This window comes from Allokutzneria albata, from assembly GCF_900103775.1.
GTDB lineage: Bacteria > Actinomycetota > Actinomycetes > Mycobacteriales > Pseudonocardiaceae > Allokutzneria > Allokutzneria albata.
The window spans coordinates 3,776,214-3,790,973 of the sequence record NZ_LT629701.1 but is presented as its reverse complement, the minus strand read 5'-3'; the positions used below and the strand labels follow the sequence as shown (position 1 = coordinate 3,790,973).

Genomic DNA, 14,760 nt, shown 5'->3' with positions numbered 1-14,760 from the left:
CGCCGTGCGCACCCGGCGCGCGTCGCTGAAGTCCATGTGGATCAGGCGCCTGATCTGGCGGCCGTCCAGCGTCCGGAAGTCGATCACCGCGCCGTCCGGGCTGAGCACCTTCTGCCAGTGCGACCTGATGGCCTGGTTCACGTCCGCGACGGTGACGTTGAGCATCTCGGCGAGCTCGGCGGCGTAGGGGATGTGACCCATGGCGGCGCCGTTGATGAAGCCCGCGAGCGTCGGCTCGCCCGGCGGGACCGGGTCGCCGTTCGCGTCGCGCTCCAGGCCCTGGTCGTAGACCAGCGGGATGCCGCTCGTGGTCCTCGTCGGCCTGCCCTGCGCGTCCTTGCCCTCCTCAGGGGCTCCCTGCTCGGCCGCGTTCCGTTGCTGTGCCTCGACGAGCACGGCGGGAAGCTGTTCCATGATCTGCTCGACCACGAGCCGCTGCGCCGCCGCGTCCTCCGGCAGCGACGGGACGATCGCGTGGAAGGCCTCCACGGTGCCGTCCGGCCGCAGCGTCACCAGGACCTGGGGCTCGGTCGCGGAGTCCATGGCCACGCTGATCCGCAGCGGGACGGTGTCCTGGCCGAGCCGCACGAGCAGGTGGTCCCCGCTCGGCGCGAGCTCGCCCGCGACGGCGTCGTCGTCGCCGAGCCCGGTGAGCACGTCGGGGGCGATCGCGGTCGCGGAGCCCTGGTGGGCCCACGGGCTCAGTTCCGCGAGCGGCACACCGATGTCGCGCGAGGAGGCGAACAGCCCCTGGAGCTCCGCGAGCAGCCCGGCGAGCACGCCCAGCTGCTCGGCGGTGTCAGCGGGCAGGGCCGGAACGACGAGGGTGAGTCCGATCATGTCGCCGGACTCGGTGCGCAGGACGTCCACCCGCGCATCGGTGACGGAGGTGTCCACGGTGATCAGCACCGGGACGTCGTCCTCGCCGATCCGCACCGACACCTCGTCGTCGGCCAGTTCCTCGACGTGCTGGGTCTGCGCCTGTCCGCGCAGGAGGCCCACGACGGACGGGGAGACGGAACCTGCGGTGCCGTTGGACCACGGCACGGCGATACGGGCGAAGTCGGTGTCCGGGACCACCACCGGGAGCGGCTGCGTCGTGGCCTCCGCCTCCGGGACAGCTCGCGGGGCGTGCGTGCGCGCCTCGGCGACCGCCGCCGGGAGCTGGGCGACGACCGCTTCGAGCATGGCCCGCACGTCGGCCGGGGCCGTGGGCAGCGAAGGCACGAGCACGTCGAGCGACCGCAGCGAACCGTCGTGCGCGATGGCGACGACCACGACCGGGTACGGGTTCGATCCGCCGCGCAAGACCACGGGGACGCTCGCACCGTCGATCTGGACCGCCAGGTCGTGCGCGGCCGTTGGCGCGCGATCGCCGGGCAGGTCACCGGCGTTGTGCAGCGCCTCGATGACCATCAGGTCGAGGGTGTCGCTGGAACCGGGGAAGCTCCACGGCGCCAGCGCGCTGGCCGGCACGTGGACGGCGACGCCCTCGTCGCCCCGGTCGTGGACCAGGACCTCCGGGGCCGGGGCCTGCTGCTCGGCGCTCTGCTGTTCAGGGGCCTGCTGTTCGCCTTCGGCGGCCTGGTTCGCGGCTGCCCGTCGTTCGGCCGCTTCCTGCGCGGCGGCCTGCTGGCGCGCGGCCTCCGCCGCCAGTTCGGCGCGGTGTTCGGTCACCAGGTCCGAGAGCTGGGCGAGCAGCGAGCCGAGCACGACCTGCTGGTCGATGGTGCTGTCCGGCAACGCCGGGACGACCAGCACGACACCGGGGTCCGGACCGACTTCGACGTGCGGTCCGGCCGCGCTCGTGTCGACCCGGATCACCAGCGGCTCGGCGTTGGGGCCGATGTGCAGCAGGAGTCCGTCGCTGTTGGTCGGATCGTCGGTGACCGGGATGTCCGAGGCTTCGAAGATCCTGTCGAGGACCTGGGGGCGCACCTCGGTCTCGGTGCCGTTCTGCCACGGCACCAGGACCGGGACCGGCACGTTCTGCGGTGCCACCGGCAAGTTCGGACGGTTCTCGGTCAGCAGGTCGCTCGCCAGGTCGGGGAGCTGGGCGAGCAGCGGGCCGAGCACTGCCCGCGCACCGGCGGTGTCCTCCGGCAGCAGGGGAACGGTCAGCACGAGACGGCCGTCCGGGCCGAGTTCCAGGTACGGCTTGGTGACGTCCTGCTCGATCCGGATGACCAGGGGCGCGGTGGTGGAGCCGATGTGCAGCAGGTAGTGGTCGGCGTCGGGCGACTCGAGGGTGATCGGGATGTCCGGGTCGGCGACGAACCGGTTGTGGGTCTCGACGTGCACCGAGTCCTTGGTGCCGTTCTCCCACTCCAGCAGCACCGGGACCGCCACCCTGAGCGGCGTCGCGGCCTGCGGTTCGCGCTCCTGCTCGGCTTCCTCGGTCTCAGCTTCCTCGGTCTCGGCCGACTCCTCGGCCGTGTGCCCGGTCTGCCGCTGGGCCACGCGCTCGCGCGCCCCGGGCAGCGCCTCGCGCAGCTCCTGGACGTCGTCCGGCACGCGGTTGCCGAAGCTGCGCTCGATCGCGAGCTGGAACAGCTCGGCCGGAATCCGCGCCAGTGCCTCGTCACTGAGGCCGGACCATGCGAACGACCAGTCGTTGCGGAGCATGATCGGGTCGAGCGCCTGCCCCATGACCTGGTGCAGGTGGTCCATGCCGCGAGCGAGGGCCGTGACGACCGCGGCGGGCGCCTGGTCCGGCCCGAAGACCCTGGAGATCTGGCGCAGGGCCTGCACGTCGAGCCCAGCCTCGCGCAGCGTGCTCGCGTCGATGTCCCCGGTGAACGCGGGAACGTAGTGCCGCAGCGCCTCCTTCGGCGTGATCTCCGGCAGGCGCGGGGCGACCCGGCGGGGGAGGCGGACCGGGGTGTTGGTCTCGGGGGCCTCGCCGTGCAGCACGACCAGCCCGGCCCTCGCCTGCACGGCGTAGGCAGGGAGGTCGGTGCCGAAGAGGCGGTTGAGCGCGACGTCCAGCAGCCGCACCGGGACGCGCTCGCGGTGCCCGGACTCCTCGTTGATCAGCAGGACGAGCTGCCGCCTGACCAACACCGGATCTTCGAACAGCGGCATGAACCGCATGCCCCGCGCTCCCCGCACCAGGTGCGCGGCGATCACGGCGGGCAGCAGCTCGGGGGCGGTCGTCGCGGCGATGACGCGCAGCTCCGCCGGGGAGAGCCCGGCCGCGGCGAGCGCGTCGGGGTCGATCTCACCGGTGAACTCCGGGACCAGGCGCCGCAGCACCTCCGGCGCGGTGAGCGCCGCGACGGCCTTGTCGGCACCCGCGTTGACGTAGGTGGCGTCCGTTCCGGTGCCGGGCTGGGCGGCGTCGCCGATCGGCGCGAGCACTCGCGGTGCCCAGGTGTGCGCCGGGATGTAGTGGGTGCCCTGGCGCAGCACGACGAGTCGCCGCCGCCTGGGTTGACCGTGTTCCTGGACGGACCCGTCCTCGGAGACCAGCACGATCCGCACGCCGAGCTGGTCGGCGACGGTCGCGAGGTCGGCCTCGGTGGTCTCGTCCAGCGCCGCGGTGCCCGTGCGCGCGCCCGCCCGGTCCAGCGCCGCGCCGAGCGTGCCCTCACCGGGCATCGTCCACTCGATGCGCAGGAACGCGTCGTTGAGGAACTCCTGCTGCGCGCGCGTGGGCGCGTTGGGGTCGCCGACCAGCGCGACGAAGTCCGCGTCGGCGAGGCCGGGCACCTGGCGGGCACCGGGCAGCTGGCTGACCATCAGCGCCGCGGCGCCGACGCCGTAGGAGTAGATCGTCGAGCGCACCTGGTCCCACAGCCGCGGCGAGGCGAGGCTGCCACCCGCGACGAGAGAGCCCGCGGGCTGGCCGTGCAGGAACTGCAGCAGCACCTGGCGCGCGCTCGCGTCCAACGCCGCTCGGGCAGCGGAGTCGGCGGGAAGGGGCAGGGGCGGTAGGACCTGGGTGGGCTCCAGGAACGACGGGCGCAACCGGACGGCGGCACCCAGTGCCTCCGGGTCGTCCTCGATCGCGGCGCGCCGCTGCGCGGCGGTCGCCAGACCACCGCGCACCGACAGGTCGGCCGCCGCGGAGCGCAGCGCCCGCAGCTGGGTGTGGGACAGGGCGTTCGGGTCGATGCCCGCCAGCTCCAGTGCCGCACCGAAGTCCGCCATGTCGGCGGCGTTGGCGCGGTCGTAGCCGAACAGCTGGGCGGCCTGGCCGATGTCCTTGGGCAGCGGCGCGGTCGACGGGCTGAGCCGGGCCACCTCCACCTGGAACTGGGCGACCAGGGCGGGCACGTTCTCCTCGTAGCGGTTGGCGATGGCCACCCGCAGCAGCGACATGGGCACCCGCGCCTTGCCCGCGTCGTCCGCGCCGATCCACGCGTAGTGCAGCATCGACCGGCGCATCGACGCGTCCTGCACCTTGCCGATGGCCTTGGTGTACTCCATGCCGCGCGCCAGAGCTGTGACGACCGCGCCCGCGAGATCCCTGGACCCGAACAGCCGGTGCAGCTCGCGCAGGTCGACATCGGTGCCTGGCTGGATCAGCCTGGCGGCCTCCAGCGAGACGCCGAGCGAGGTCACGGCCGCCCAGAAGGCCTGCTCCTGGGCGGCGCTGGACAGCACCTCGTCGTCGGCGGACTGCTGCAGCAGCGTCGCACCGCTGCTGAGCGCGGCCAGGTACTCGCTGTCCGGCCGGTGCAGTTCGTTGCGCACGATGGACTCGAAGTCCAGCGCCTCGGCGATCGCGGTCATCCGCTCGGTTCGCGCCTCGGCCGGGATCGCCAGGTAGACGGCCCGCTCGGCCATGTGGGCCGCGACCTCGCGCTCTTGGAGCTCCAGCGTGCTCAGCCCCTGCGGCGGGCCCTGCAACCAGTGCGTGACCTCGTGCACCACGCGGCCGGCGAGCTCGCCGACGGTGACCCCGGGCTCCAGCAGGACGGAGACCTGCCCGTTCTCCCAGTTCAGCACCGCGAGAGTGCTGCCGTCCGGCAACACCGTCATCGTCTCGACGATCTGGTGGATCTCGTCGACGATGTCTTCCCGGGAGTAGCCGTTGGCGGTGCCGACCACGTCGGCGATCGCGTCCACGCCCAGCTCCGCGACCCTGGCGATCTGCGAGCGAACGGCGTCGAGATCGGTCACGGGGGTGGCGGCAACGGTGGCCAGGCCGGGATCGAGCAGGTCGTGCAGCGCCCGCACGGCGTCCTCGACCACGGTGCGGTCGCCGGTCTCGGCGAACTCCCGGTAGGCGTTGAGCACCTGCTGCGCCGCGACGAACTTCTGGTAGTTGCCCAGCTCGTCGTCCAGCACCAGGCCGCGGGTCGCCGAGTCGTAGGAGTCCCGGACGTGCTGGACCAGCTCTTGGGCGAGGTCGGGCCTGCCCGCGGCGGCCAGGTGGGAGCGCAGGGAGTCGCCGAGCTTGCGCACGTCGACGTCGCTGCTGACGGCGACGGGGGCGCCCGTGCTGTCGAGCACGACGGGCAGGGTCTCGAAGTCGAGGACGACCAGCTTGCCGTTGCCGTGCTCGTCGCGGTGGAACAGGAAGTTGTTGACGTGCGCGTCGCCGTGCACCGCGGAGATCCACTGGCTCGGCAGGAACTCCGCCAGCCGCGCGGTCGACTCCAGCGCCGTGACCAGCTCGCCGCTCACCAGGTCGGCGTTGCCGTCGGCCACCGCCAGCGCGTGGGCCGCGTTGGCGAACTCCGCGGCGAGCTCCAGCCAGTGCGCTCCGGCGGGGCCGTCCTCGCCGGAGGAGTCGCGGGTGCGCAGGTGCAGCTCGGCGAGCGCTTTGGACGCCAGCGCCAGCGCCTCCCTGAGGTCCGCGACGGCCTGCTGGTCGTCGGGGTTGGCGGCCACCCGCTCGATCAGCGTGCCCAGCGTCTCGCCGGGCATCATCGTGGTGAGCGACACGCCCAGCATCAGGTCGTTCGGGCCGTGCACGACGCCGAGCCCGAGGAACTCGGGCATCTCGAAGGTGGTGTGGCCCTTCTCCGCCAGGTACCCGTCAGCCCAGAACCGGAAGGCCAGGTCCTCGATCGAGCGGTGCACGCTGAGCACGGCGAGCGTCTCGCCGTCGGCGACCACCCTGAAGAACCGTTCGTCGGCGAGCGGCTCCAGCGCGATCTCGTGCTCGTCCCTGCCGAAGCGCTCCGCCAGCTGCGCGGCGGCGAACTTGCGCAGGTTCTCCCTGTGCGTCGCTCCCGCGCTGCCCGGCTCGTCTGCGGCGGCCAGCTCCGCCGAGTAGGAGTGGAACGCGTCGGTCCGCGTCCTGGGGGAGGCGATGTGGGTGCCCTTGCGCGTGCCCTCGACCACCGGGAGCGCGTCGACGAAGGCGTTCATCGCGTCCTCGGAGACCCGGACGTACTGTCCAGGAGGGCCTTCCAGAACGCTGTCGACCAAGCCGCGCAGCTGCGCGACCGAAGGCGTCATGGTGTCACTGGGGCTCAGCGAGCGCATGACGTCGCCCGCGCGGTTGCGCAGACCCCGCAGGGCACCCTCCCGCCGCGAGTACTGCAGGGAGCTGTCGCCGTCGGCCAGCGCCGCCAGCAGCGGGCTGTCCGCCGGGTGGATGGCGCCCACGACACGTTCGACCACGTCGGGCGTCCACGTCGCGACCCTGGCCAGCTCCCTGGTGAGCGCGGTGACCGGCAACGACTGGTAGAGCGCCAGCTCGACCTTGTGCGCCTCGATCTCCATGCGCCGCAACACGTCCGTTGGCAGGCCGCGAGGATCGCCCTGGAGCAGGTGGGTGGCCTCGTGCACGACGCGGCCCGCCAGTTCGGCGACGGTGACCCCGTCCTCGACCCGCACGGACAGCCGCCCGTCACCGACCGACCAGTCGATCACGGCGCGGGCGTCGGTGTCGGGATCGGTCAGCACGGTCATCGTCCGCGCGGTGTCCTCGACGATCCGCCGCACCTCGGCGACGGAGCGCCCGGTGCGGTCGGAGATCTCCTGCGCGACGGACCCGGCGACCGTGCCGATGAGTTCCCTCGTGGCGTCGTCCAGCTCGGTGACGGTGGTGGAGGCGGCCGCGGTCGTCTCCGCGTCCAGCCTGGTCAGCCCCAGCAGCTCGCGCACCGCGTGCACGCGCCTGGCCAGCAGCTGCTCCTGGTCGCGCACCGCGTCGAGCACGTCCCGCGCGGCGGAGAGCAGCGCGGTGCCGGACGGGGTCGTCGGCGCGGTGCCCGTCATCACCATCGAGGCGAGCGTGCTCGGGACCAGCTCCGGCCTGCCGTCGGCCAGCGCCCGAGCCGACGCCTCGCGCAGGACCTCGATGGCCCGCTCGGTCGCGGCGTCGTCGAGCTCGACACTTTCGGGGGTTTCCTGCGAGCTCTCGTCCGGACCGACGAACGTTTGCGCCGCTTCGGAGGGGTTCGCGGCGGTGCCGACGAGCAGCAGGTCGAGCACGAGCTCGCCGTCGACGACGCGGGTGTCGATGATTTCGAACTCCGCGCCGGGGGCCAGCAACGCCTCGCGCTCGGAGGGGGTCTCGGACAGCTCGCCGATGTGGATGACCTTGTTCCCGCTCGGCACGTAGACGTTGGCCCGGTGCGGGTGCCCGGAGTTGACCGGGACGACCGAGGTCGACGTCGGCGCGTGGTTGGTGAACCGCCTGCCGTGCAGCTCGCCGGGGTCGCCGAACTGCCCGACCAGCAGTTCGAGGTTGTCGTAGCCCCAGTACAGCTTCACCGGCTTCTTCGTCGGCTTGACCTTGTCGAAGACCTCGGCGGCGCCGTTGAGGTACTCGGCGTCCTTCGAGGCCTCCCGCCGCAGCGACTCTTCGCTGAAGCGGCCGCTGGTGTCCGCGTAGAGCCCGGTGGCGAACAGCTCGTCGCCGGTGACCGGCTCGGTGCGCTCCTCGGCCGGACGCCCCGCGATCACCGCCCGGTAGGCGTTGTTGCGCACGTCGTAGCCGACGCCGGTGACTCCGCGCAGCGCGTCGACGTCGGCATCGGTGATCCGCCACGAGCGGTCGATGCCCATGTCCCAGCCCGAGGCGTCGGTCATCCGCGCGACCGAGCCCTCGTCGGCGTCGACGGCCAGGTCCACCGTCTCGTTGCGCAGCGCCGCTTCGTCGCGGGTCATCCGCTGGGGCGCGCGCACGGACTCGACCCCTGCCGGGGTGACCAGCGCCTCGCGCAGGGTGTCCTGCCGCGTGAGCAGCCGGAGACGCCGTGCGCCGTGCGCCTCCTGCTTGTCCAGGAGCTCGTTCAGCTCCTTGTCCAGCGTGGCCTGGGCCTTGGCCCGCTCCTCCTCGGTGCCGGGGGAGGTGAGCAGGGTCTTCTTGAGGTCCTTGAGCTGGTTGATCAGCTCGTTGTTGTCGCCCACCTTCGCCTCGAGCCTGGCGATGGTGTTGCTCACCCGGCGGAGGTCGGCGCCCTCCTCGGTGACCACCCGCACCTCGACCCGCTGGCCCGTGTGGACGTCGCGCACGGTGAAGCGCAGTCCCGGGTCGCCGTCCGGCCACCCGTTGACGATCGCCCCCTCCAGGTGCAGGGAGTACTCCTGCATCTCCCGCAGCAGGGCGCGGACGTGGTCGGCGTGGTCCTCCATCGGCAGCGTCACCATGACGTGCGGCCGCAGGTCGTCGTTCGGGAGGAGCTCCTCCTCGCGCTTGACCCCGTCCGCGGTCTGGTCGATCGCGTTGTAGAGGTTGCGCAGCACGCGCTCGGTGTTGCTCTCGTTCTCGTTCTCGGTGTCCGTGTCGGCGTCGGTGGTGTCCATCGCGGAGGTGCCCAGCGCGGGTCCTCCGATGAGCACGATGTGCAGCTGGACCTTGCCGCCGACCTCGCGGACGCGGACGACCTCGAACTCCGAGCCGGCGGGCAGCAGTGTGTCGGCCGTCCAGCCGTCAGAGCCGATGTGCACGACCCGCGCGTCGCCGGGCACGTAGACGACGGCCTCGTACGCGCTGTCGGCGGCGTGCTCGGTGTTGGTCGACGCCGCGATCGGGCTCTCGTAGGCGAAGCGGTGCCCCATGAGCTTCGCCTCGTCCGCGCCCACGGTCGCGACGAGGTCCTCGAAGCCCCAGCGCACGGCGACCGGACCGGTCACGGCGGTCTCGTACTCGCCGCGGTCCATCGCGATCTCGTTGAGCACGCGGGCGTCCCGCTTGGCGAGCAGCGTCTGCTCGCTCTTCACCCGCCGGTCGTTGAAGCCGTACCAGCGCTTCAGCGCCTCCGCGTCGACCAGCTCCTCGTAGACACCGGTCTCCACCAGCTCCTCGGGGGTGATCGGCCGGGTCGTGTCGGCCCACTTCTCCTTCCGCGCGAGCTTGCGCAGCCGCGCCAACTCCCGGAGGTTGCCCCGGAGGTCCTTGACGTAGCTCAGCGACGCCGTCGGCCTGACGAGCGCCCGGAGCTGCTCGAGCTGACGCAGGTTGTCGGCGCGGATCTGCAGGGCCTTCTGGTGCGCCTCGGTGATCCGCTTGTTGTCCTCGGCGGAGTCGGTGAAGGCCGCCATCGCGCCCAGCGACAGCTCGGGCATGTCCTCGGGGATCTCGCCGAGCCGCTGCGCCGCGGCCTCGCCGTCGACCGCGTCGGCGACCCAGTCGGGCACCTTGGCGGGCGCGTAGGCCGAGCGCACGATCGGCGTGAACTCCGGCCGCACGGTCTCCAGGCCGCGCGGCACGATCCTGGACTCGGCCAGTTCGGCCTGCCGCTGCTTCAGCTCCGCTTCCTGGAGCTTCAGCTGCGCCTCTCGCTGGTCCAGCTGATCGCGCCGACGGTCGAGGTCGGCCAGCGCGCGCTCGAGCGGATCGCCCTGCTCCGGCTCCTGCGACTGCTCAGGGGTCTGCTCGGGCTCCTCCCGCCGCAAGGAGGGCTCGGTGGACTCCTCCTCGTTCTGCTGCTGAGCCTGCTGCTGCCGGAGGGCTTCTTCGCGCTGCTCCAGCTCCTGGCGGAACCTCGCGACCCTGCGGTCGATCTCCTCCGCCGTGAGCGTGCCCTCGTCCGCCCGACGCAGGAGGTCGCGCCGGGTGGCCTCGAGTTCCTTGATGGCCTCTTCCAGGCGGGGCTGGGCGCTTTCCAGTCGGGTCAGCCCGTTGACGACGTTGCGTGCCTCCGCGCCCTGCGGCGTGACCAGCCGCAACCGCACCAGCTGCCCGGTCTGCACGTCGCGCAGCTGGACGACCAGGCCGCTGTCCCCATCGGCCCAGGCGTTGACGATCGGCCCGTCGAGCTGGAGCCCCACCCCGTGCAACCGCTGCAACAGATCGCGGGCCGCGTCGGCATGGCCCGTCTCGGGCAGCCGCGCCATCGCGGCGATCACCGAGGGACCGTCGCCGGGCAGGGCGAGATCGCCCACCAGGTCGATTCCCTTGCCGGCCTGCTTGACCGCCTCGAACAGCAGCTTGCCCGCCCGCTCCCGGGGGTTCGCCGGGGGCTCGGCGCTGGGCCGGGAGAGCAGCTCGTCGGCGTCCTCGCGCCAGTCGCCGTCGGCGCTCAGCTCGGCGATGTTGTCGGGCACCGGGACGGCCCGGTACACCTCTTCCATCCGCTTCGCCAGAGCGTCCCGCAGCGGGTCGTCCTCGGCGAGCCCGTCCAGCTCCTGCTCGGTCCTGAGCCCGGTCAGCCGCGCGGTGAGCGAGGCCGGGGTCTCCAGGTTCAGCACGATGGTGTCGCCGCCGGGGGTGAGCCACGTGGTGCTCACCCCGAGCCCGCCCGCCGTCCAACCGTTGACCAGGCCGTCGCCGTGCTCGTCGGCGACGAGGGTGTGCCCGCTCGCCTCCATCGCGAGGATGATCCGCCGGACGTCGTCGACGTGCTCCGGACCCGCCAGCCGCACCGTGTAGCGCGAGCGGTCGCCGGGCGCGTCGGGGTCCGAGGTCACCCGCGCGGAGGGCACCGCGGAGTTGACGGCCGAGAGCACCGGAGTGGCCCGGTGGCTGGTGCGCAGCATGAGTTCGCCGTCGGCCAGCAGGCCCTCGCCCATGACCAGCTCGTGCGCGCGCATCAGCGCCTTGCGCGTCAGCACGCCCGCGATCATCCGGCGCTGACCGGCGTTGTCCGGGCCGAAACCGGAAACCTCGATCAGCATCGGCGTCGCCTGCCGCAGCACGCCGTCGACCACGACCCGCTGCGGCGGGGTGATCCGCATACCGCCCGCGCGCAGGTCGTTGACGGTCCGGATCTGGGCGTCGACGACCGTGCCGTCGGGGAAGTGCAGCCGGATCAGCTCGTCGCTGACCTCCTCCATCCGAGCGGGGAGCGCGGCACCGGTGTCCGGATCGACCGCCGTCTGCCCGACGAGCCGCCGGACGGCGTCGACGAGCTCGCCGTCGAACTCCTCGTGGTACTCGGAGTCCGCGCTGACCTCGACCTTGTCCTCGAGCGGCTTGGTCCGGGTCTCTCCCGAGGTGCTCTCGGCGTTGTGCGAGGTCCTGGCGTGCGGCAGGGCCCCGTCGGGATCGTTGCCCGGCACGGTGTTGTGCAGTTCGCGCAGCGCGGTGTCGATGTAGGAGCGCATCTGCTCCGCGTCGGCCGTCGCCGGGATGGTGACCCGCGCGGTGGTCTGCTGGGCGATCGTCCCGTCGTGCAGGCCGATCCAGTCACCGGCGTCGACCACGATGTGGTCGACGTCGAAGTCCACCACGACGTCGACCGCGATGCGGGTGTTGGTCGAGTAGTGCACGAGCAGCGTGTTCAGCCGCGGCTCTTCTTCCGGCTGGACGAACGCCAGCGCCGCCCGCTTCGCGGACGGGACCTTGGTCTCGGTGTGACCGGTGACCGCGATCGGCCTGGGGCTGCCGTCCGGGGAGCTCGTCTGCTCGCCGTTCTGCAGCCGCTGCAGCTCCTCGGTCAGCACCTGCAGCGAGCGGTCCGAGTCGTCGAGGTCGCTGTCGGCGTCGTTCTCCGGTGAGGTCTTGGGGTCGTCGACCTGAACGGCGCGCGGCACCGTGTGCCAGCTCTCGCCCTCCCTGGCGACGTCGGGGTCGGCGGGGGTGGCCCTGCCGTTGCCGGGACCGACGTTGCCGGCCTCCACCACCGGGCTGCTGGTCCACAGCACCCGCAGCGCCCGGTCCAGCTGGGCCTTGGAGTGCGCGATCATGGTCAACGCGTCGTTGGCGATGGCCGTGGACACGTGGATCTGGGCGGGACTGGTCTGCACCCAGCCGTTGGGGGTCAGCTCGAAGCTGCCCGGCACGGCGCGAACGGCACCGGTCGGCAGGTTCGGGTCGACCGCGAGGCTCACCTCGACGACGGTCCCGTCCTCGGAGACCGCGGTGATGCCGGTGGGCCTGCCCAGCGCGTCGGTGTTGACGGTGACGGCACCGCGGTTCTGGAGGTCCTCGATGGCCGCGGAGAAGGACGCCTTCGCCATCTCCTCGGAGTGCACGACGGGCGCCTCGGTGTTCTCGCCCTCCGTCGTGAACTCCGCCATCCGGTCTTCCGGAGTCTCCAGCGTCTGCTCGGGCGCCTGCTGGGTGTCGCCGATGCTGCTGTCGCGCCGGCCCCCCGGGGAGGTGTCCTCACCTCGCCGCTGGTCACCGCCTTCGGAGCCGTTGGTGCCGGTGTCGCCCTCGTTGCCGTTGGTGTTGCCGGTGTCCCCGGAGTTCGCCTCACCCGTGTTCGGGTCGCCGGATTCGCCGGTGTTGCGGGAACCGGTGTCCGCGCCCGGATCGCCATCGGGATTGGTCTGACCGGTGTTCGCCTCGCCGGACTGGTTCTGCGCCTCACCGCGACCGCCGGTGTTGGGGTCCCCGGTAGTGGCCTCGCTGGTGTTCGTGCTCGTGTTGGGGGAGCCCTCGGGCTGAGCCTGCGCCTGCCGCTGCGGCTGCCCCTGCCGCGCCTGCGCCTCGTTCTCGGGCGAGGGGTTGGGGCTGCGGGTCTCCTCGGTGCGTTCCGGGGTCCGGGTGTTCCCGCCGACCTGCCCCTGCGAGGTGTCCGGGTTCTGCTGCTGCGGGACCGGCTGACTCGGCTCGGCGACGCGCCTCTGCTCGCTTTCGCCGCCGCGCTGCCCGGGGACGTTCTCACCCGTCCTGCCGCCGGTGCCGGGCTGCCCACCGGCCTGCCCACTACCAGTCTGGCCACCACCGGTCTGGCCACCGGTGGGCCCACCGCCGCCGCCGACGAGCGAGGGGTCCGGCGGGTTGATCGGCGAGGGGGCCGAGCCGAACATGTCGGGGAGGGAGGACTGCCATCGCGAGCCGACCTTCAGCTTGAAGTCCTTGACGGCCATCCGGGCGTCGGCCCAGCTGCGCTCACCGATGACCTGCTCCCAGGTACCACCGAGAGCACCACCGACGGCTGCCTGCCAGAGGTTCTCTTCGGACAGCTCCTCGGCGGGGAGGTTGCCGCGCGCCGCGCGCTGCGCGATCACGTCCGCGGGCGCGGCCCCGAGAGCGATCGCGGCTTCCTGCACACCGTAGGACGCGTACGCGCCCGCGATACCGCCGACCGCGCCCAGCGTGAGGTAGCCCATGGTCCGGTTGGCGAAGCCGAGCGGAGCACCGCCGAGGGCCGCGCCGACGAACGCCTGCACGGTCGCCAGCGGGTTGTACTGGTAGAAGCCGTTGGTGCGCGCACCCGTCCACATCTGCGCCGCGAGATCGGTGCCCACGCCGTAGAGCAGAGCCGAGCGCAGGCCGTAACCCTTGACGCGCTGCCACAGCTCGCGGCGCGCGGTCGTCTCGGCCAGGGTCCGGTCCATCTGGTTGATCAACTGCCTGCGCAGCGCCGGTTCCAGCGCCGTCTGCGGCAGTTCCCGTCCCGCGAACCGCGCCGCGACGAGGCGGGCGACCTCGCGGTTCGTCGCGGTGCTCATCACCCGGCCGGCCATGCCCCTGCGCATCGCCTGGGCTCTGGCGAAGCGCCCGGCGCCCTGTTGAGCGCCCCTGCGCAGGGCCTGGTTGACCAACCGTTCCGCCAGCGCGTGCTGTACCCGTTGCGCGGCCCCGCGCCCGGCGATCGTGGACGGCCGGAACACGTTGCCGACCTTGGCCAGCCCCCTGCCCGCGCCGTGCACCACGGTCATGGGGTTGTGCGCCAGATGCGAAGCACCCGCGGCGACGCGGCCAGCCGAGGTCACCGCAGCGGTCTTGAGCTTGCCCGCGGCGGTGACGATGCCCTTGCCGATGAGCTTCGGGACCGTGATGGCGACGGTCTTGGCGACCACCCTCGGCGCCTGTCGCGCAGCGGCCTTGAGCCCGCCGAGGGTGATGGTGCGGATCGGGCCGTGGCGCGCGACGATGCGCGAGACCGCTTCCAGCGCGTTCCTGGCGATCGTCTTGGCCGCGAGGGTGCGCGCGGTGAACGTGGCCGGAATCGTGGCCAGGCTGGCGCCCCAGCTGATGGGCGCCACGACGATCGCCCGGATCACCTCGTAGGCCAGCAGCGCGAGGTTCGCCTGGTACATGCTCTTCATGAGCACGATCTGGGAGTTGAAGTTCATCACGCCCAGGCCGACCTTGGTCATGGCCTGGGAGTAGTCGTAGAGGCTGCGCTGAACCTCAGCGATCTTCTCGTCGACCGAGGACGCCGTCGCGCCCTCGAAGTTGAACTTCAGCTCGGAGCTGATCCGCAGCAGCTCCTCGCTGAAGTCCGAGATGCGGGTCGACTCGTTGAAGTAGTGCTTGGCCAGCTCGGCCGAGAGGTCCGCGTCGGCTTGGGGGTACTCGCCGAGCAGACCGTTGACCACCATGGTCATGTTGATCGGCGGCACCCAGATGCCGAAGTTCGAGGCCCACTCCTGGAACTTCGTGATGAACTCGTCAACCGACTTCGCGAAATCCTGCATCGCATAGGCGAAGGGGTCGACTACCGAGTCCACCAC

At 72.0% G+C, this 14,760-nt stretch carries 1 protein-coding gene (cut by a window edge); it reads right to left on the bottom strand.

What is annotated here, in order from left to right; genetic code table 11:
• Positions 1-14,760: the 5' portion of a phosphotransferase gene (locus BLT28_RS17015; RefSeq protein WP_156051079.1), read on the bottom strand. Its footprint begins 53,040 nt before the window's first position; only the first 14,760 of its 67,800 coding nucleotides appear in the window; it begins with the start codon at positions 14,758-14,760; the stop codon falls past the left edge of the window.